The following is an 18,472-nucleotide window of genomic DNA, read 5'->3' as shown; positions in this document are numbered from 1 at the left end:
GCCATGAACAAACTGGAGCTGCTGCGAACCTTCGTCCGGGTCAGCGAATTGTCGAGTTTTACCCTTGCCGGTGAGAGCCTCGGCTTGCCGCGCTCGACCGTGTCCGAGCATGTGCAAGCGCTGGAAGCGTTACTCGGCACGCGCCTGTTGCAGCGCACCACGCGCAAGGTGCAGGCGACGCAGGATGGTCTGGTGTTGTACGAACGCAGTAAGGATTTGCTGTCGCACATGGACGAGATCGAAGGATTGTTTCGCCAGGACGAAGCCTCGCTGACCGGGCGCATTCGTGTCGACCTGCCAAACATTCTCGCGCGGCGCCTGATCCTGCCGCGCCTGCCGCAGTTCATGGATCGTCACCCGAATCTCGAGCTGGAAATCAGCAGCACCGACCGCCGCGTCGATTTGCTCAGCGAGGGGTTCGATTGCGTAGTGCGGATCGGCGCGCAGCCTGATCAATCGGTGGTCGCGCGGCACCTCGGCGACTTCTCGATGATCAACTGCGCGAGCCCCGCGTATCTCGAACGCTACGGAGTGCCGCAGACTCTGGAGGATCTGGCGCAGCATCGATTGGTGCATTACGTCGGCGTACTGGGTTCGCGTTCGGAAGGGTTTGTGTACGAGGAGGGCGGTCAGGTCAAACGCTTGCCGATGGCTGGCAGCGTGACGGTCAACAGCACCGATGCCTACGAATCGGCGTGTCTGGGCGGCTTCGGGCTGACTCAGGTGCCACGCACCGGCATGCAGCCGCATCTGGACAACGGCGAACTGGTAACGGTGTTGCCGCAATTCACCGCGCCGGCGATGGGCATTTCATTGTTGTATGCGCGGCAGCGACATTTGCCGCTGCGAGTGCGCGTGTTCATGGATTGGCTCGGCGATGTCATCCGCTCCGCGCTCTAAACCTGATCACCGTTCAAAACTGTAGGAGTGAGCCTGCTCGCGATTGCGGTGTGTCAGTTTAATCAATGTCGACTGATACACCGCTATCGCGAGCAGGCTCACTCCTACAGGGGAGTTGTGAAGGGTCAGAAGATTTGTGTGAACAGCCAGTAGAGGCTGCCTGACAAGAGGATGGCGGCTGGCAGTGTCAGCACCCACGCCATCAACAGATTGCGGATGGTCTTCATCTGCAACCCGCCACCGTTGGCGACCATGGTCCCGGCCACACCCGAGGACAACACATGCGTCGTCGACACCGGCAAACCAAACATGTCCGCGGCGCCAATGGTCAGCATTGCCACGGTTTCTGCGGACGCGCCCTGAGCGTAAGTCAGGTGGGTCTTGCCGATTTTTTCGCCGACCGTGACCACGATGCGCTTCCAGCCGACCATGGTGCCCAGCCCGAGCGCAATGGCCACGGCGATCTTCACCCACAGCGGAATAAACCGCGTGGCGTTGTCGATCTGCTGCTTGAACAGTTGCAGCTTGCCAGCGGTATCCGCATCGAAGTTGCCGACCTTGTTCTTGTCCATCAAGCGAATACTTTCGCTGGCCAGGTACATGTCGTTACGCACGTTGCCCATGGCTTCAGCCGGGACTTTCGCCAACGAGCCGTAGCCTTTGACTTCTTCGCCGATGTGCCCGGTGAGGGCGGCGAGGGCGGGAATCAATTGCGGCGTGGCCTCCTTGCTACGCACGTAATCGGAAAGGGTCGCCCGTGGGTCGGCCGGCGCCGGCAGCGGTGCGTTTTTCACTAGCGCTTGCTGAGTGACTTGCGCCACGGCGGCGAACTGCAGCGATTGTTCTTCCGGCATGGTCCGGTTCAGCGCATAGGCCATCGGCAAGGTACCGACCAGGATCAGCATGATCAGGCCCATGCCTTTCTGGCCGTCGTTGGAGCCGTGGGCGAACGATACACCGGTGCAGGTCAGGATCAGCAAACCGCGAATCCACCATGGCGGCGGGGCATTGCCTTCAGGGGCCTTGTACAGCGAGCGATTCTTCACGAACGCGCGCAACGCCAGCAACAGCAACGCGGCGCAACCGAAACCCACCAGCGGCGACAACAGCAACGCATAACCGATCTTGGTCGCCTGCGCCCAGTCGACACCGCTGGTACCGTCGCGGCCGTGCATCAAGGCATTGGCCACGCCGACACCGATGATCGAGCCGATCAAAGTGTGCGATGACGAGGCCGGCAAGCCCAGCCACCAGGTGCCGAGGTTCCACAGAATCGCGGCGATCAGCAAAGCGAAAATCATTGCGAAACCGGCGGACGAGCCCACCTGCAGAATCAGCTCCACGGGCAGCAAGGCGATGATGCCGAACGCTACCGCGCCGCTCGACAGCAGCACGCCGAGGAAGTTGAAAAACCCCGACCACACCACCGCGACATTTGGCGGCAGCGAGTGGGTGTAAATCACCGTTGCTACGGCGTTGGCGGTGTCGTGGAAACCGTTGACGAACTCGAAACCCAGTGCAATCAACAGCGCCACGCCGAGCAGCAGAAACGGCGTCCAGGTGGTGACCACGGTGCCGAGTTCGTGCATGTCGTGCATCAGGCTGTAGGCGGTGAACAGCATCCCCATCGCCAGCACGGCGAAAAAGATAACGTAGGTGAACGGGCCGGTTTTCTTGTCGAGGGCAGGCCTGCCGCTAGCGGCGGACGCGGGGCTGGCGGTCAGGGAGGGAGTAGCCATGGGAGGACAATCCTGAGCGAGGGAAGGAGTGCCGCCCATGATCGTTGCAGAATGTTACAGAGAGACTGCGATAGATCAGTGTTTGGCGGATTAGCCCAACCACTGATCTGTTGACCCCATCCCTAAAGGGAAATGAAAGAACGGGAGCAATGTGTGGCGAGGGGATTTATCCCCGCTGGGTTGCGAAGCAGCCCCAAAACCATTCACCTCGGTGTATCTGCTCAACCGCGTTCACCGGATTTACGACTGCTGCGCAGCCGAACGGGGATAAATCCCCTCGCCACAGAATTTCTGTCAGCACAATGGATCTGCGGTGGGCAAGGGTCAGTAATCGCCTCTTTTGCGGAACGCCCAGCGCCCGGCAATCACGGTGAACGTCGCCACCAGCGCGACCAATATCCAGAAGCCTTCCGGGTCCTGCGACAACGGCACGCCCCCGACATTCATCCCGAAAAAACCGGCAATGATGTTGATCGGCAGCGCCAGCACCGTCACCACCGTCAAGGTGAACAGCGTGCGGTTGCTCTGTTCGTTGAGGTTGGCGGCGATCTCTTCCTGCAACAGTTTGATCCGCTCGCCGAGGGCCGTCAGGTCGTTGATGATCAGCGCGAACTCCTCAGTGGATTTGCGCAGCTCCTTGACGTCCTCCTTCTGCAACCATGGCGGCGGCCGGTTGAGCAGGCGCAACAACGAACCCGGTTCCAACGCCAACAGTCGTTGCAAACGCACCAGCACCCGGCGGTTGGCACCGAGTTCGGCGCGGTTGGTCGACAGCCGCGAGGAGAGCAATTCATCTTCGACCTGATCGACGCTCAGGCTGGTCTTGCGCACGATTTGCGTGAGCACTTCGCCCTGATCGCGCAGCAGGTGCACGAGCAGTTCCGAGGGCGAGCGAAAGCATTCGCCAGCCTTCACCGATGAGCGCAATTTGTCCACCGAGTGCAACGGTTGCAGGCGCGCGCTAACGATCAGTTTGCTGCGCACGCAGACCCACAGCGTCGACACGTCTGACGAGACCATGCTGCTGAGGTTGAACACTACGTCGTTGACCACCGCCAGCAACGCCGAGTCGACGTGCTCGATGCGCGTCGACCGCGAACCTTCGTGCAGCGCCTCGAAAAACTCCTCAGGCAATTGCAGATGGCTTTTCATCCAGCGTTCGCACGCGGCGTGAGCCAGGTTCAGGTGCAGCCAGAGGAATTCGCCGCTGTCGCTGTCGTCTTGCAGGCAGCGCAACGCAGTCGCTGAATCGACTTCGCGGCCGCGTTCGCCGGGCAGGAAACGAAAGCCGTAAAGCAGGCCAAACAGATCAGGATCGCGATGACTGATGTCGAGGCTGTGGTTCATGAAGGCTCGCTGCGAGGAGGGCGTCTGGCGCGGGATTGTCAGGTTCACCTGAGCCGCATCTTCGCAATGTCACATGACGTTTGTGTGACAGCAAAATGACGTCAAATCAGCAGCTTACCGACAGTCGGATTTTCTTCAAGAAGCGCTCTGGTACGCCGATCACGCTTAGGTTACGTTGCGCGCCTTTGGCCATGAGCCAAGGCTCGCCGACATGGATGTCCGGCAAAATTCCACGCCTTATCGGGCGTGCCTCATCCCTGTCATGAGTACCTGCGATGCTGCAAAAATCCTTGAGAGCGCAAATTCTCGCCCTGCTGAGCGGCAGTCTGCTGGCGATGTTGTTGATCGCGCTGGCCTGCTTCCACTTCCTGTCCAACGGTGTGCAAAGTTACAGCCAGTTGATCGCAGGCCCGTTGCACACTTCGCAACTGATCGATGAGGCCAACCTGCAATTCAAGGTGCAGGTACAGGAATGGAAAAACGTTCTGCTGCGCGGCAAGCAACCGGCAGACCTGGCCAAGTATTGGGGCCAGTTCGAAGACCGTCAGCGTGATGTGCAAAATATTCTCGGCGAACTGGCCGGCCAGAAAGGCATCGAGCCGAGCCTGAAAACCCGCATCGAGCGTCTGCGTGACGAGCATCGCCAACTCGGCGCTGCTTACCAAAGGGGCCGAGATGCCTATGTCGCAGCCGGATCTGATCCGACGGCGGGCGACGTTGCTGTCAAAGGCGTCGACCGGGCGACCAGCGATCAGATGAGCGAACTGGTGGCCGAGTTGCGCAAGCAGGGCACCGAGCAATCGGCGCAGATCAGTGCCGAAGCTGATCACACAGTGTTGCTGGGCATTCTGGTGATGCTCGCGTCGGGTCTGTTGATCGGCCTGTTGAGTCTGTGGCTGGTCAACCGCAATCTGGTCGAGCCGATTCGTAAACTGATCGATTACGTCACCCGGTTGAGCCGCGGCAAACTCGCCGAACGCGTGGTCAGCGACCGTCAGGATGAGTTGGGCAATCTTGCTGCGGCGGCCAATACACTGCGCGATTTTCTTGCCGACACCTTCACTCAACTGCAACGCAGCGCCAGCGATCTGGACAGCGCCAGTGGCGAGTTGAATGCCATCGCCACGACCATGGCCGGCGGCACCAACGAGCAGTTCAACCGCACCGACCAAGTGGCCACGGCGATGAACGAAATGTCTGCCACTGCTCAGGAGGTGGCGCGTCACGCAGCCGATGCGGCGCGTGCGGCCGACGACGCCGACCAGTCTGCCCAGCAGGGTGAAAAGGTCATGCAAAGCACCATTCACAGCATCACCCAGATGCGCGGCGAGATCGCCAACACCGCCACGGTCATCCGTCGTCTGGAAGCCGACAGCGGCCGCATCGGCAAAGTGCTGGAAGTGATTCGCGGCATCGCCGAGCAGACCAACCTGCTGGCGCTGAACGCGGCGATTGAAGCGGCGCGGGCCGGTGAGGCCGGACGTGGTTTTGCGGTGGTTGCCGATGAAGTCCGCAACCTCGCACAGCGCACGGCTGAGTCGATCATCGAGATCAACCAGATCATCCAGAGCGTGCAGACCGGCGCGGTGGACGCGGCCCAGGCCATCGACAGCGGCCAGACCCGTAGCGACGAAAGCGTCGAGCAAGTGACTCAGGCCGGGGCGATGCTGGAGCGCATCACCCATGCGGTTGAAGCGATTCGCGACATGAACCGTCAGATCGCCACGGCGGCTGAAGAGCAGACGTCGGTGGCCGAGGACATTTCGCGCAACCTGACCGAAATCACTTCGATCGCCAGCACTAACCTCGATAACGTCCAGCGCACCGAAAGCGCCAGCCAGAACCTGCATGGCTTGTCGGGACAATTGAACGAAGTCACTGCACGCCTGAGCGCGTGACCCTTTGACTGTGTACCGATTCGGATACCGAGTCGCTACAGAGTCGATCTCAAGTTGCGCTGACCCTCGACGATGACCGGTTATCTATAACCGGCATTGGAGCCTTCCCATGGTCAGCATCACTTCTGTTTCGATCACTCAACCCGTCGCTACATCGGCCAGCAAAGCCGCAGTCAGCGACACCGCTGAAGAAAACTCCACCAGCGCAGTCGCTGGCACCGGCGCCAACACCGATGCACCGAAAGCAGCCAGCGGCGCAGCGCCGGCTGGCGACAGCAGTTCCAGCAGCAGCGACGAGTCGGACACGGTGAAAGAACTGCGCAAGCAGATTGCCGAGTTGCAAAAGCAATTGCAGGAACAACAGCAGGCGTTGCAAGCGGCCCAGGCGAAACAGGAAAGTTCTGACGCCAAGGCGACCGAAGTGGCTGCCGCGCAATCGCAGGTAACGGCCACTTCGGCCTCGCTGCAAACGGCGACGGCGGCGTTGCTGCAGGCGTTGCAGGATTCCGACAGCAGCACCTCCGGTTCGCTGGTCAGCACCTCGGCATAAACCCTGTTGCTGCGGCACGCTGCGATCTTGACGATCAAAAGATCGCAGCCTCGTTTCACTCGACAGCTCCTACAGAATCTCGATCGGCCATAAATCCTCCGGCAGGCAGAAAAACCTGTAGGAGTGAGCCTGCTCGCGATGGCGGTGGATCAGTCGACATCACCGTTGCTGACCCACCGCCATCGCGAGCAGGCTCACTCCTACAAGGAATTTGTGTCGGGCATGAAAAAGCCGCGCGATCGGTGGATCGTGCGGCTTTGGATGGGCGTTGAATCAGGTGTCTTGCTTGTTGGTCAGCACCTTGCCAGTCGTGGCGTCGAAGTCCACGTCGAATTCTTTGCCGTCAGCAGTTTTCAATTCAACTTCGTACTCGTAACCATTGAAGTGGTTATCCAGATCCGTGTCAGTGATGGTCGCGCCCGGATGCAGTTTCAGAGCTTCAGCGTTCATTGATTCCAGCGGCTTGATCTTGCCGGACTTGACCAGCTCAGGGATCTGGTCGACGCGTACGTCAGCTTGGGCCAGGCCAGCGGTGAGGGTCAGGGCAGCGGCGGTAAACAGGGCAGTCAAGGTTTTCATCGGTTCAATCCTTTTGGTGTTTATCTAAGCGGTGTGCTGTTTGAGTGAGTTCAGGTTAATCAGCGCAACTTAACTCACCCTTAAAAACATCCTGGTCGATTGCGTCGTTTGTTCAATTGCCCCACATCGCAACCTCTCATGCTGTGCCTTCGATCAAAGGAGGTGCAGATGAAACGTATGTTTGCCACGTTGTACGCGCCGCTGTTCTGGGGCGGTTTCATAGGCGGCGGTGTGTGGCTGGCCAATCTTTCAACCGTGTGGCTGTTGCCGTTGTTTCTTGCGGCATTGGCCGTGTCATTCGCGGCTGAATGGGCATTGCCCTACGAGGTGTGCTGGAACCGTGCGGCGGGTGATCGTCAGCGCGACATCTTGCATGCGCTGATCAACGAAGCGTTGAGCGCATTGGGATTGCTCGCATTGCCGGGGTTGGTCGCTCTGTTGGCGATTGACGGTGTGTGGCCAACGGGCTGGCCGTTATGGCTGCAACTGGGGCTGGCGATGTTGATTGCCGATGCGGGCATCAGCCTGATGCATTACGCCAGTCATCGCGTGCCGTGGCTGTGGCGTTTGCATGCGGTGCATCACAGTGTTGAACGCCTGTACGGCTTCAACGGTTTGATGAAGCATCCGTTGCATCAATTACTGGAAGCATCGGCGGGGCTGCTGCCATTGCTGGTGCTGGGCATTCCATTGCAGGTCGCGTCGTTGTTGGCGTTCGCCATCGCCATCCAGTTACTGTTGCAGCATTCCAATGTCGACATGCGCCCCGGTTTTCTGCGCTGGATTTTCGCCTGGGCACCGCTGCATCGCTTCCATCACATGAAGTACGGGCGCGCCGGTGACGTCAATTTCGGTTTGTTCTTCACCGTGTGGGATTGGCTGCTGGGGACAGCGTTCTATACCGAGGATTACCGCATCGGCCAAGGCGATCTGGGGATTGGCAGCCGCCCGGATTTTCCCCGCGACTATGTGGCGCAATTGCTTGATCCGTTCGAGTCGGTGGCGTTGAGCCGTGAGCCGAAAGTGCCTGATGCGCTGCGCCGCTGACTCAGTCCAGCAGTTTCAGGTCGATGTGTTGCAAGGCTTGGCGCGCGGTGACGCCGAAGAGTTTTTTCAGACTGCGTGAGAAGTGCGCCGAATCGGCGAAACCTGCGTTGTGCGCGGCGGATGTCACCGGGTCGCCCGCCAGAATAGAGGCCATCGCCATGCGCAGACGTCGCCACAACACCAGCCTGCGCACTGGCAAACCGACCTGGCTGACCAACAGTCGCTGCAACTGGCTCAAGGATAAACTCGCTGTATCGGCGACGGCGCGGGCGGCGACTTTATCGGTCAGCGAAGCCTCCACCGCGACCAACGCACGTTCGATGCGCGGATCACTGCGCGAGCGACGCGGGCATTGGCGTATCGCCCGATCAAGCGCAGGCAACGTCAGTTCGGCGTTGAACAACGCATCACGCAACGTGTGCGCGGCAAACAGCAACGGTTCGGCATAAACGGTAAACAGCGGATCCGGCGCTTCAACGATTGCATGGCGCACGTTTGAGGCTATCAACAGCTGCGAGGCGCTGAGGGTTTCGCCATCGAGCAACACCGTCACCGGTCGCTCGGGGGCAAGAATGATTTGGTGAGCATAGTGAGAATGGGGCGCCGTGCGCCCCGACACGCCGTGGATCAGGCCATAGTCGTGCCCCAGCCAGAGGCGGCCTGTCCACTCGGTGTGTGTGGTCACTCAGTAACCGTTGTTCTTCAACAGCTGATCGACACTGGCGGCCGCCGGGCGTTTATAGAACTTCAACAGTTCGCTGGCGCGGTTGGTGAAGATGCCGTCGACGCCGGCCGCCATGACCTTCTCGAAGTCCACCGGCTCATCGACCGTGTAAACGTGTACCAGCAGGCCCTGATCGTGGGTGTACTTGTTCATCCACGGCTGTACCAGATCCGAATAGCTCTGATCGCCGCCATGGCTCAGCTTCGCCGAAGGTCCGGTACCGATGGCACCCTGCGCCTTGGCGTAGTCGATCCACTGCTTGAATTCGGCTTCGGACTTCGGCTCCTGTTTGCCGTAGAACGCATTCTTGTCCTTCTCGCCCGACTCGGCAAAAGTCACCTTGGATTTCGGCTCGATGCTGCCTTCGCCGACCCACAGCAAGAGGATTTTCGGCACTTGCGGCATTTCCTTTTGCAGCAGTTCGAGGCTGTTTTTCTCGAACGTCTGCAGGATCACTTTGCCTTTGCCTTGACCGACACCCAGCTCGCTTTTCGCCAGTTTCGAGCCGGCCGGGCTCAGCCAGCCGCGATCCTGCAGTTTTTCCTTGAGGTCTTTCTCGATGCCGGGGAACAACTGCGGCTCCTTGGTCTCGATGTACAAGCCTGGCTTGTGCTGCGCATTGGCCTGGGCGATGTCGATGATTTCATCGAGGGTGAGGATTTTCAGCCCGGCGTAGGACGCGCGAGCGCGATCCGGATAGGTCTTGTTGTACCAACTGCCGGCGTCGAGGGTTTTCAGTTCGGCCATGGTGAAAGCGTTGGCCGGGCTGTCCTTGCGATCCGGGAACTTGCTCGCGACGTCGGTGGTGCGTTGCAGGTTGTTATCGTGCAGGGCGAACAGCACGCCGTCCTTGCTGCGTTGCAGATCCATTTCCAGGTAGTCGGCGCCGAGGTCGCGGGCCAGTTTGTAGGACGCGGCGGTGGATTCCGGTGCGTCGAACGACGCGCCACGGTGGGCGATCACCGCCGGGTGCGGAATGCCGTGAGCGGCGGCCAGCGCGTCGACATCGGCGGCGTGAGCCTGACCGAGACCGAGCAACAGGCTCAGCATGAGGGCGCTTTTGGTGAAAGTGGCGGGCATGTTCGAGATCCTTTCGCAGGGCATTTTCAAAGACGTACCTTTTAACAACTGAATCGATTGCTTGCTATCGCCAGACCGACATAAACGTATTAAAAGCGATTTTTCCTGCACTTTTGTGGTGCCGTTTGCAGTACGCTTGCCCTCGGCAGACGTCCCGGCAGAGGGCGCGCCGTTCCGTTGCCCTGCGTGTAAACCATCGATCATTTTTCGTGAGGTTTACCATGCGCATCACCTCCCAACTCATCTGCCAGGCGGCCGACGACCTCAAGGGTTTTGTCGGCCTCAACCGCAAGACCGGTCAGTACATCGTGCGTTTCAGCGAAGACTCGTTCGGCATGGACGTGGCCGACGACGGCATTATTCCCGCCAGTGAATTCGTCTGGGCTCGGGTATCGGACACGACCATGACGTTGAAACGCGAGCTGATTCAGTTGCTGCTGGACCAGCACATTGATGAGCGCATCAACATCACCGAGCCGTTGCGGGTTTACCTGCACAAGGTTGAAGTGCCGGAGATTGTCGCGGTGCGGAGTCTGGTGCGGGGCTGAAGGTTTTGCGGTGAAGCTTCTGGCCCCATCGCTGGCAAGCCAGCTCCCACAGGTACAGCGTGATCTTCAGAGCTACGCAATACCCTGTGGGAGCTGGCTTGCCAGCGATGAGGCCATTGATTACACAGCCTGCTCACTGCCCAAACCGATACTCACGCTCAACCCGACACACCCGCGTCTGAAACGCCGAATACCAGATCTCGCGCCCGCGCGCCTGAATCACCCGATGCTCAGGATTCTGCCGCCACGCCAGAATCGCTGCCTCGCTCTGCCAATACGACACGGTGATGCCAACGCCATCCGCCCCACGAATCGAATCGACACCGAGAAACCCAGGCTGTTCGCGCACCAGTTCGCCCATGCGTTCCGCCGCTGCGGCATATCCGTTATCACCCTCGGTACGGGTCGAGGTGAAAATCACTGCGAAACACTCTGTGGTTGCTTTCATCAACGCGACTCCGCACAGGCTTCGATAAACGCCCGCACCAGCGGCGGCATCTGCCCCTTGAGGGCTGCGCGTTCCGGCTGGAACAGTGTGGCGACGAAAAACCGGTGATCCTTCAATTCGATTGCGCGCAAATCCCCCGCTGAATCGTGACCCACGGCGTGTAGCCGATTGTTGAAGAGATCACCTTCGAACTGCGGATTCACACCGTAGCGGCAGCGATAGCCTTCACGAATCTGCGACGTTTCGTACGCCTTGGCGATCAGCGAGCCGGGCAGCAAATCAATGCTGTCCACCGCTTCGACCAGTGAACAGGTCAGCGGCGTCAACACGGCGCGATCTGAATCTGGCGATGTTTCGCCGTGTTCGGCATCGGCCCAACCCAGCACGTTGCGGGAATATTCCAGCACCGCATGTTGAAAGCCGCCGCAGGTGCCTAGGAAAGGGCGCTGTTGTTCGCGGGCAAAGCGGATGGCGCGCAGTGCACCGTCTTCGCTTTTGTAAGGGCTGGCCGGCACGCACCAGAAACCGTCGAAGCGTTGTAACGGTGTGTCAGCGTGGATCTGCTCAGTGGCCAGCCATTCGAACTGCACCGTCTGGCAAAGGTGTTCGGCCACCAGGCCAAGGGCAATCGGGATGGCCTGGTGGGCAGTCACTTGCGGGTCGTAGTCGCCGATCAGGGCGATGGAAACAGCGTCCATGGGATTTCCTTTTCTAAACTCGGTGAGTAGAAACTTATCTGTGGCGAGGGGATTTATCCCCGATCGGCTGCGAAGCAGTCGTCGCTTTTGAAATCATGGGGCTGCTTCGCAGACCATCGGGGATAAATCCCCTCGCCACAGATTTTGAGTTTGGCTCAGAGAGAACATGATTGTCGGTTGCCGGGGCTCACTATAGATTGGCGTTCACGCACTCAATATTGGCGTTTCCCCAATTGATCAATGCACCAGCGCACTATCAGCTCGACTTCCCGGACCTGGCCCTGATCCTCGCCCTCGTGCGCGGCGGGTCTCTGGCCCGCGCTGCGCAGCTATTGAAAGTAGACGTGTCGACGGTGTTTCGCGCGGTGCGTCGTCTTGAAGCCGCTCTCGGCCAGCAGTTGTTCGAAAAAAGCCGCACCGGATACTTGCCGACCACACTCGCACAAACCCTTGCCGAGCAGGCCGAACGAGCTGAACAGGCGCTCGACGCTGCGCGAATCGGTGTGGAGCAGGGCGGGGAAGTGGTCAGCGGCACAGTGCGCCTGACCTGTACCGATTCGGTGCTGCAAGGTTTGTTGCTGCTGGCGCTGGCGCAGTTCATGCCCAACTACCCGGCACTGAACATCGAGCTGAGCACCTCCAACGATTTCGCCAACCTCAGCCGTCGCGATGCCGACATCGCCCTGCGCTTGACGCGTACACCCCCGGAACATCTGGTCGGACGGCAATTGGCGAAGATTTCCTACCGGGTCTGCGCCAGTGCGCGCTATCTGCAAGGCGTCGACGCGGCGGATTTGTCAGCACTGACCTGGATCGCCCCGGACGACTTTCTGCCCGATCACCCGACCATCGCCTGGCGCCGTCAGCAGTTGCCGGGTGTCACACCGAGTTATCGCTGCAACAGCATGCTGTCGGTCACCGAACTGGTGCGCGCCGGACTGGGGGTCGCGGCATTGCCGGATTTTCTCATCACCGACGACCTGCGGGCCTTGAGCGAGCCTTTGCAGGGTTACGACACCGCGCTGTGGCTGCTGACGCGCCCGGATTGCCGGGCATTGCGCTCGGTGGTTACGCTGTTCGATGAGCTCGGCCGGGCATTGCGTTTGCCGTGATCAGTCGCGCGGGTTCTTGTTCATGTGCTGATGCATTTCGCTGGTCAGGCTCTCGATGCGCTCGGTCAGGCTCTTGGTCATTTCAGTGAGGCGGGTGTTCTGCTCCAGCAACTCAAGCAGTTGCGCGGTGTTCTTCGCGGCCTGCGCCTGCCGCTCAGTGTTGGCCACGGCCAAGGCTTCACGGTGCTGCGCATCGGCATCCGATTGCGCCTTGTCCCGTGCAGCCTGACGGGTTTGCGCCAGCAGAATCAGCGGCGCGGCGTAAGCCGATTGCAGGCTGAAGGCGAGGTTTAAAAGAATGAACGGGTAAACGTCGAACGTCGTCACGCCAAACACGTTGAGGCAAACCCACAGCAACACGATCAGGGTCTGCGCGCCAAGAAAAGTCGGCGTGCCGAAGAATCGCGCAAAAGCCTCGGCACGCAGCGCGAAGGTGTCGTTGCCGAAGGTTGTGTTGAGGTGGGCGTGGGGGCGATGGAAGCGCAGATGATCGACGGGAGTGGTTTCAGGTGTTGCGGGTTTTTCTGTGGTCATGATGCACTCGGCGGGGCTTGGGACTGAAGCTCACTATAGTCCTGCATTGTGGTGCCTGACCCTTTCGCGAGCAGGCTCGCTCGCGAAGGCCGCGCCTCAGTCTACTGACCCTGCATCGATTACCCCGAAGCACGCTCATTGGCAAACATGCTCACCGCCTGCACCGCTTCACTGGCGCCGTCGCGAATCTGCAAAATCACCGTCCCGGCCTGATTCGCCAATTCCACGCCCTCGGCCGCTCGGTCTCGAGTGACGTCCATGCTCTTGATCGCCTGACGGGTTTCGCTCTGAATCAAACCGATCATGTTGGAAATCTCCGCCGTCGAACCGCTGGTGCGCGCCGCCAGTTGCCGTACTTCATCGGCGACCACGGCAAAACCGCGCCCTTGTTCACCGGCTCGTGCCGCTTCAATCGCCGCATTCAGTGCCAGCAGATTGGTCTGATCGGCAATCGCGCGGATGGTGTTGACGATGGCAGTGATCTGTTCGGAGCGTTCACCCAATTGCGCAATCAATGTTGAAGACTCGGCAATGTCCTGAGCAATTTCGCGCATTTCGCTGGCAGCTTGCTGAATCACCTCAGTACCTTGCTCGGCGACTTTTCGGGTCGCCACCGAGATGTGATAAGCCGCGCTGGCACTGCGCGCATCCTGCTCATGCTGCACGACACGGGCGGTGACGTCAGATGCGAATTTCACCACTTTGCACAAGCGGCCGGCGGCGTCGTACACCGGGTTGTAATTGGCCTCCAGCCACACTGTTTGCCCGTGTTTATCCACGCGTTCAAATTGCCCCTGGAAGAATTCACCCTGGTTCAAGCGCCGCCAGAAGTCCTCATAGGCGCTGCTGTTGACCACCGCCTGCGTGCAGAACAAACGGTGATGTTTACCCTTGAGTTCCGCGAGGGTGTAACCCATGCGTGTCAGAAAATTCTGATTGGCTGTGAGAATACTGCCGTCAAGGTTGAACTCGATCACCGCCATCGCACGGTCGATAGCCTGCAACTTGGCGTTTGCCTCACTTTCCTGCTGCACCTTGGCGGTTACGTCCATGGCGTACTTGACCACTTTCACCACACGTCCCGCGTCATCCTTGATCGGGTTGTAACTGGCTTCCAGCCAGATCGGCTGACCCTTGCTGTTGACCCGTTCAAACGTGCCGGACTGGAACTGACCGTTTTTCAGACGTGACCACAACTCGCGGTACTGAGCGCTGCGGCCAAATTCCGGCGTGCAGAAGTGCCGGTGCGGCTGACCGATCACCTGTTCGGGCGCATAACCCATGGTCTTGAAGAAGTTGTCGTTGGCGCGCAACACCACGCCCTCAAGGTCGAATTCAATCACCGCCATCGAGCGATTGATCGCGTCGAGCAGGCCGGATTGTTCAGTGAGTTTGTGTTGCAGATCGTCGAGAGCCGACTTGTGGCGGTTGAAAAACATGCTCGCAGTACTCTGGAAGTAGGGAAAGACTCGGTTTGTGCCCCTGTTCCCGCGTTGTCAGGCCAAATGTGTGAAAAAACTTTCGGCAACGACTGCTAAATGCCAGCATCCCGACTGACGGCCTGATCTTATACAAGCCTTATAAGTTTGTACAAGAAACGGCTTTTTTAAAGTGTTACAAAAGTGTTTCAGTGGCTGAACTGGCTGGCGTCACTCGGAGATGAGCGACTCAACGCCACGCTGACGGTGTTGCGACCCGTGTGTTTGGCGGTGTAGAGCGCTTTGTCGGCATCGTCCAGCCAGTCGAGCGCATCCTTATACGCATTTTGATACCGCGCCAAACCGATACTCAGGCTCACTCGCAACTCGGGCACCTGCGGATGGCGATATTGTTGCAAGGTCTCACGCAGTTGCTCCATCAGCATTTCGGCCTTGCTCAGTGGCAGGGTCGGCAGGATCACGCAGAACTCATCGCCACCGTAGCGCCCGGCCAGTTCGTATTCATCCAGCAGGCTTTTGAGTTCTTTGCTCAACTGCTGCAGTGCGGCATCGCCGACGATATGCCCGTAGCTGTCGTTGATTACCTTGAAATGATCGATGTCGATCAACGCCAGTGTGGCTTGGCTGTTGTGCTGGCGGCACTGCTGAAATTTCAGGTGCAGCAGGTCTTTCCATGCACCGTGGTTGAGCAGGCCGGTCAGGCTGTCGGTCCGGCTGAGCGTGCTGAGCGCGCGTTTGTGTTGGGCGAGTTTGATCGCCAAGCGATAACAGACCATGCCCAACGCCAGCGGATACAACGTCAGCATCGGCAGGCAGGCCCAGACTTGCGCTTGCGTGGTGATCAGAGTGAATTTGAAACCGAAGATCGCCCAGCCCAACAGCACCCCGGCGAGCTGGGCGAGGGCGCCCAACACGAACAAACGATGGCCACCGGCGGCGACGTTGTTCATGGTCATCATCGACAGGATGGTCACGGTGGTCAGCGGATTGAACTGAGAACACGCGGCCCAGAAGCCACCGCACAGCGAGTCATACAACAGATTGCGGCGCTCGGCCTGATAAGGGAACGCTGCGCGAGTGGAGATCTGATAAGCCAGATGCGGCCAGGCGAAACCGTTGAACAGCAGCAATGCCCAGATCCAGCTCGGCATGGTCAGTGGGTACAGCGCCGCGCCGACGCTGAAAAAGCCGATGCCCAGACCAATGACCCGTGGCAGGTAAATGCGTCTGGCGAATGACAAGCCTTTGCCGCGTTGGTTTTCCATGATGCCCTGCGCGAAATTCATCCTGAAACACTTTGCAGTATTTTTCTCAGGCTGACCGTTCGTCGGTCAATTGTCGGACATTGTCATTTATTCCAACGGGAATAATCAGTGTCCTTCCGAGCCATTTAATCGCGGGTTCGCGCAGGAGAGCGGTGATTTAGAGCTGGTAGCAGTTCAGGAACATGTCCAACGCCGACTCCACGACGGTGCTTTGCGTCTGGGCATCGAGCGGCGGTTGGCCCATGGAGATCTGCGGCCAGAACGCGAAGGACTTCAGCAACCCCTGCACCTGCTGGGCGGCGAACTCGGGATCCACGGGTTTGAGTCGGCCGTCTGCCTGCGCGGCTCTGATCCACACGGTCAAACCTTCCTCGCGTTCGCCCATGCGCGCCACCATGTTCTGCGCGCGCTCCGGGGAATGGATAGTCGCGGCAATTGCCACGCGTGCCAGGCCCATGAAGTTGTCGTCGGCCATCATCTGCAACTTGGCGAGCAACATCTGCTGCAACTGCTCGCGCAGTGGCTGGTCTGGGCAATAGACCGCGGTCATCTCTGCGCTGATCCGCGCCCACAATTGATTGAGGATTTCGGCGAACAACTCCTCCTTGCTCGGGAAGTGGTTGTACACCGTGCGCTTCGACACGCCGGCAGTGGCTGCGATCTTGTCCATGCTGGTGATTTCGAAACCGTTGGCACGGAATTCGGCAATCGCCGCTTGAATGATCGCTTCGCGTTTTCGCTCGGTGAGTCGCTGTGGAGCTGTCATAAGTACGCTTCGGCAGAGAAAAGTGGAAATTACACTTGGCAGTTTACTTGTCATCTACTTTGATGCAACCTAGAAACTACACCGAGCAGTGTAATGTTGCGTTAATCCCCGCAACTTAAAAAACAGAACGTTCGGCCACTGCGTGCAGCCATGGCCATTCATCGTCCCAGCGTGGAAAGCCGTGAATTGCGCGGTTTTTCTGGAGTCACTCAGACATGGCCAACTCAAATTCCGCTTCCACACCTGAAGCCTCGCGGCAGGATCAAGGACTGTTCCGTAACCATGCGCCGGTGCAGCGCGAAGGTCTGCGCAAAATGCTGCGCATCATGTGGAACATGATCTTCCATAAACCGCGCGATACCCGTCCAGCCGCAGCGATTCCGGTACAGGCTTTGACCCGTGAGGACTTGCTGGCTGCCCCGAATCACAGCATCTATCGTCTCGGTCATTCGACCCTGCTGCTGAAAATGCGCGACAAGTTCTTCATCACCGACCCGGTCTTCGCCGAGCGCGCCTCTCCGGTGCAGTGGGCTGGGCCGAAACGCTTTCACCAGCCGCCGATCAGCATCGACCAACTACCGCCAATCGAAGCGGTGATCCTGTCGCACAACCACTACGATCACCTCGACTATCAAGCTGTGTTGCAGTTGGCCGCCAAAACCAACTACTTCCTGACCCCACTGGGGGTTGGCGATACGCTGATCAAATGGGGCATCGACGCCAGCAAAGTGCGCCAGTACGACTGGTGGCAGGGCACCGAAATCGCCGGCATCCGCTTTGTCGCCACACCGTCGCAGCACTTCTCCGGCCGCGGCCTTTTCGACGGCAACAGCACGTTGTGGGCGTCGTGGGTGATGATCGACGGCGATACGCGAATCTTCTTCAGCGGCGACAGCGGTTACTTCGACGGCTTCAAACGCATCGGCGAACAGTACGGGCCTTTCGACCTGACACTGATGGAGACCGGCGCCTACAACGTCGAATGGCCGCACGTGCACATGCAGCCCGAAGAAACCCTGCAAGCGCACATCGACCTTAAAGGACGGTGGTTGTTTCCGATCCACAACGGCACGTTCGACCTGGCGATGCATGCCTGGCATGAACCGTTTGACCGGATTTTGGCGCTGGCTTGGGAACGCAGCGTTTCCATCACCACGCCGCAGATGGGGGAAGCGTTCAACATCGCTCAACCACAACGCGGGGATGCCTGGTGGCTGGCGGTTGAAGGGGAGAGTGGGGCGGTTGTGCAGAACGCTTGATATCAATCAGTAAGAGCTGATGTTGATTTTGTGGTGAGGGGATTTATCCCCGATGGACTGCGAAGCAGGCCTTGTTTGGGGGCCGCGTAGCGGCCCATCGGGGATAAATCCCCTCACCACAACTGCTTACTCAGCAAATGTTCAATCAGCCATCGCATAATCCCCACGCCCCGCCGTTTCCGCAGCCATCGCGTTCAGACTCGCACTTCGCCCCGGCGCAAACCCGGGAAAGAACACCAACCCCTGCGATTCAAACCGATACGCCAGCGCCAGACGCGCCGCGTCCGCCACCTCTTGCTGCGCTTCAAACCGTTGAATGTCTTCCGCCGAAACCTCGGCCTCCCGCGACAGCTGATCCACGCTCCACCCCAGCATTGCTCGGGCCTGGAGGCAGTGCGTCGGGGTGAACTGGAAAAGGGCAATGCGTTCGAGGATGTGATTCATCGCAAGAGAGGCCATGGTGTGCTCCGGGCTCAAGAGTGCTGATGGAAAATGTACTGTGTTTTTGTACAGTTGTTTTCGACCGGGATCAAACGCAT

General features: G+C 59.2%; 18 protein-coding genes and 3 pseudogenes. 8 read left to right on the top strand and 13 right to left on the bottom strand.

The features are described from left to right. Positions 1-3: 3 nt before the first annotated feature. Positions 4-900 carry a LysR family transcriptional regulator gene (locus JFT91_RS11775; protein ID WP_201232466.1) on the top strand — a complete coding sequence of 299 codons (897 nt, stop codon included), beginning with the start codon at positions 4-6 and terminating at the stop codon, positions 898-900. Between the two features lie 125 nt (positions 901-1,025). On the opposite strand, the gene JFT91_RS11770 is transcribed toward JFT91_RS11775, so the two are convergent. Further along, complete coding sequence (locus JFT91_RS11770) at positions 1,026-2,639, bottom strand: inorganic phosphate transporter (RefSeq protein WP_201232465.1); 1,614 nt, start codon at positions 2,637-2,639, stop codon at positions 1,026-1,028. A gap of 324 nt (positions 2,640-2,963) precedes the next feature. Then, positions 2,964-3,986: a transporter gene (locus tag JFT91_RS11765; RefSeq protein ID WP_201232464.1), complete on the bottom strand. Its 1,023-nt coding sequence runs from the start codon at positions 3,984-3,986 to the stop codon at positions 2,964-2,966. A 275-nt stretch (positions 3,987-4,261) separates the two neighbouring features. Between JFT91_RS11765 and JFT91_RS30175 the strand changes: the two are divergent. The 3 genes and pseudogenes from JFT91_RS30175 to JFT91_RS11755 all read left to right on the top strand — a co-directional run. Next, positions 4,262-4,951: pseudogene (locus JFT91_RS30175) on the top strand (methyl-accepting chemotaxis protein); the annotation flags it as partial. 165 nt (positions 4,952-5,116) lie between these two features. After that, on the top strand, positions 5,117-5,884 hold the full coding sequence (locus tag JFT91_RS30170) for a methyl-accepting chemotaxis protein (RefSeq protein ID WP_371920191.1): 768 nt from the start codon (positions 5,117-5,119) through the stop codon (positions 5,882-5,884). Between the two features lie 109 nt (positions 5,885-5,993). Then, positions 5,994-6,434 (top strand): hypothetical protein, encoded by a 441-nt coding sequence (locus tag JFT91_RS11755; RefSeq protein WP_201232462.1) that lies wholly within the window; start codon positions 5,994-5,996, stop codon positions 6,432-6,434. Between the two features lie 273 nt (positions 6,435-6,707). Here the strand turns inward: JFT91_RS11755 and JFT91_RS11750 are convergent, their stop codons facing one another. After that, complete coding sequence (locus JFT91_RS11750) at positions 6,708-7,013, bottom strand: PepSY domain-containing protein (protein WP_201232461.1); 306 nt, start codon at positions 7,011-7,013, stop codon at positions 6,708-6,710. Positions 7,014-7,181: 168 nt separating this feature from the next. Between JFT91_RS11750 and JFT91_RS11745 the strand changes: the two genes are divergently transcribed. Beyond that, positions 7,182-8,060, top strand: coding sequence for a sterol desaturase family protein (locus JFT91_RS11745; protein WP_201206007.1), 879 nt, complete (start codon positions 7,182-7,184; stop codon positions 8,058-8,060). A 1-nt stretch (position 8,061) separates the two neighbouring features. Here JFT91_RS11745 and JFT91_RS11740 read toward each other — a convergent pair whose 3' ends face one another. Further along, a complete protein-coding gene (locus tag JFT91_RS11740; protein ID WP_201206005.1) occupies positions 8,062-8,745 on the bottom strand; it encodes a helix-turn-helix domain-containing protein in 684 nt (227 codons plus the stop codon). Beyond that, positions 8,746-9,864 carry a glycerophosphodiester phosphodiesterase gene (locus JFT91_RS11735; RefSeq protein WP_201232460.1) on the bottom strand — a complete coding sequence of 373 codons (1,119 nt, stop codon included), beginning with the start codon at positions 9,862-9,864 and terminating at the stop codon, positions 8,746-8,748. A gap of 221 nt (positions 9,865-10,085) precedes the next feature. Here JFT91_RS11735 and JFT91_RS11730 point away from each other — a divergent pair, with 221 nt between their 5' ends. Continuing rightward, on the top strand, positions 10,086-10,412 hold the full coding sequence (locus JFT91_RS11730) for a DUF2025 family protein (RefSeq protein WP_201149083.1): 327 nt from the start codon (positions 10,086-10,088) through the stop codon (positions 10,410-10,412). Between the two features lie 133 nt (positions 10,413-10,545). Here JFT91_RS11730 and JFT91_RS11725 read toward each other — a convergent pair whose 3' ends face one another. Both JFT91_RS11725 and JFT91_RS11720 read right to left on the bottom strand, forming a co-directional pair. After that, complete coding sequence (locus tag JFT91_RS11725; RefSeq protein ID WP_201232459.1) at positions 10,546-10,860, bottom strand: antibiotic biosynthesis monooxygenase family protein; 315 nt, start codon at positions 10,858-10,860, stop codon at positions 10,546-10,548. After that, positions 10,860-11,558, bottom strand: coding sequence for a CTP synthase C-terminal region-related (seleno)protein (locus JFT91_RS11720; RefSeq protein WP_201232458.1), 699 nt, complete (start codon positions 11,556-11,558; stop codon positions 10,860-10,862). The genes JFT91_RS11725 and JFT91_RS11720 overlap by 1 nt, the downstream gene beginning before the upstream one ends. Before the next feature lie 233 nt (positions 11,559-11,791). On the opposite strand from JFT91_RS11720, the gene JFT91_RS11715 reads away from it, so the two are divergent. After that, positions 11,792-12,670 (top strand): LysR family transcriptional regulator, encoded by an 879-nt coding sequence (locus tag JFT91_RS11715; RefSeq protein ID WP_518524865.1) that lies wholly within the window; start codon positions 11,792-11,794, stop codon positions 12,668-12,670. Here the strand turns inward: JFT91_RS11715 and JFT91_RS11710 are convergent, their stop codons facing one another. From JFT91_RS11710 to JFT91_RS11695, 5 genes and pseudogenes are all read right to left on the bottom strand, one after another. Next, complete coding sequence (locus tag JFT91_RS11710; protein WP_201228176.1) at positions 12,671-13,204, bottom strand: DUF1003 domain-containing protein; 534 nt, start codon at positions 13,202-13,204, stop codon at positions 12,671-12,673. Positions 13,205-13,323: 119 nt separating this feature from the next. Then, positions 13,324-13,761: pseudogene (locus JFT91_RS30165) on the bottom strand (methyl-accepting chemotaxis protein); the annotation flags it as partial. A gap of 117 nt (positions 13,762-13,878) precedes the next feature. After that, positions 13,879-14,553: pseudogene (locus JFT91_RS30160) on the bottom strand (PAS domain-containing protein); the annotation flags it as partial. Between the two features lie 278 nt (positions 14,554-14,831). Further along, positions 14,832-15,908: a diguanylate cyclase gene (locus JFT91_RS11700; RefSeq protein ID WP_201232639.1), complete on the bottom strand. Its 1,077-nt coding sequence runs from the start codon at positions 15,906-15,908 to the stop codon at positions 14,832-14,834. A gap of 157 nt (positions 15,909-16,065) precedes the next feature. Next, the gene (locus JFT91_RS11695) at positions 16,066-16,674 is read right to left on the bottom strand and encodes a TetR/AcrR family transcriptional regulator (RefSeq protein WP_201228174.1); all 609 of its coding nucleotides are present in this window, start codon (positions 16,672-16,674) and stop codon (positions 16,066-16,068) included. 215 nt (positions 16,675-16,889) lie between these two features. On the opposite strand from JFT91_RS11695, the gene JFT91_RS11690 reads away from it, so the two are divergent. Continuing rightward, complete coding sequence (locus tag JFT91_RS11690) at positions 16,890-17,933, top strand: MBL fold metallo-hydrolase (RefSeq protein ID WP_201232455.1); 1,044 nt, start codon at positions 16,890-16,892, stop codon at positions 17,931-17,933. Positions 17,934-18,074: 141 nt separating this feature from the next. On the opposite strand, the gene JFT91_RS11685 is transcribed toward JFT91_RS11690, so the two are convergent. Then, the gene (locus JFT91_RS11685; protein ID WP_201228172.1) at positions 18,075-18,392 is read right to left on the bottom strand and encodes a helix-turn-helix domain-containing protein; all 318 of its coding nucleotides are present in this window, start codon (positions 18,390-18,392) and stop codon (positions 18,075-18,077) included. Positions 18,393-18,472: the final 80 nt, after the last annotated feature.

The sequence above is a fragment of the Pseudomonas sp. TH08 genome, assembly GCF_016651275.1.
In the GTDB taxonomy this organism is placed as follows: Bacteria; Pseudomonadota; Gammaproteobacteria; order Pseudomonadales; family Pseudomonadaceae; genus Aquipseudomonas.
The sequence above is the reverse complement of the archived record's forward strand: the minus strand, read 5'-3'. Positions and strand labels throughout refer to the sequence as shown.

Coding starts and splice junctions, on each gene's coding strand:
- JFT91_RS11685 (WP_201228172.1), bottom strand. CDS start 18,392: ATGGCCTCTCTTGCGATGAATCACATCCTCGAACGCATTGCCCTTTTC.
- JFT91_RS11725 (WP_201232459.1), bottom strand. CDS start 10,860: ATGAAAGCAACCACAGAGTGTTTCGCAGTGATTTTCACCTCGACCCGT.
- JFT91_RS11730 (WP_201149083.1), top strand. CDS start 10,086: ATGCGCATCACCTCCCAACTCATCTGCCAGGCGGCCGACGACCTCAAG.
- JFT91_RS11765 (WP_201232464.1), bottom strand. CDS start 3,986: ATGAACCACAGCCTCGACATCAGTCATCGCGATCCTGATCTGTTTGGC.
- JFT91_RS11745 (WP_201206007.1), top strand. CDS start 7,182: ATGAAACGTATGTTTGCCACGTTGTACGCGCCGCTGTTCTGGGGCGGT.
- JFT91_RS30170 (WP_371920191.1), top strand. CDS start 5,117: ATGGCCGGCGGCACCAACGAGCAGTTCAACCGCACCGACCAAGTGGCC.
- JFT91_RS11735 (WP_201232460.1), bottom strand. CDS start 9,864: ATGCCCGCCACTTTCACCAAAAGCGCCCTCATGCTGAGCCTGTTGCTC.
- JFT91_RS11710 (WP_201228176.1), bottom strand. CDS start 13,204: ATGACCACAGAAAAACCCGCAACACCTGAAACCACTCCCGTCGATCAT.
- JFT91_RS11720 (WP_201232458.1), bottom strand. CDS start 11,558: ATGGACGCTGTTTCCATCGCCCTGATCGGCGACTACGACCCGCAAGTG.
- JFT91_RS11700 (WP_201232639.1), bottom strand. CDS start 15,908: ATGGAAAACCAACGCGGCAAAGGCTTGTCATTCGCCAGACGCATTTAC.
- JFT91_RS11755 (WP_201232462.1), top strand. CDS start 5,994: ATGGTCAGCATCACTTCTGTTTCGATCACTCAACCCGTCGCTACATCG.
- JFT91_RS11695 (WP_201228174.1), bottom strand. CDS start 16,674: ATGACAGCTCCACAGCGACTCACCGAGCGAAAACGCGAAGCGATCATT.
- JFT91_RS11690 (WP_201232455.1), top strand. CDS start 16,890: ATGGCCAACTCAAATTCCGCTTCCACACCTGAAGCCTCGCGGCAGGAT.
- JFT91_RS11775 (WP_201232466.1), top strand. CDS start 4: ATGAACAAACTGGAGCTGCTGCGAACCTTCGTCCGGGTCAGCGAATTG.
- JFT91_RS11750 (WP_201232461.1), bottom strand. CDS start 7,013: ATGAAAACCTTGACTGCCCTGTTTACCGCCGCTGCCCTGACCCTCACC.
- JFT91_RS11770 (WP_201232465.1), bottom strand. CDS start 2,639: ATGGCTACTCCCTCCCTGACCGCCAGCCCCGCGTCCGCCGCTAGCGGC.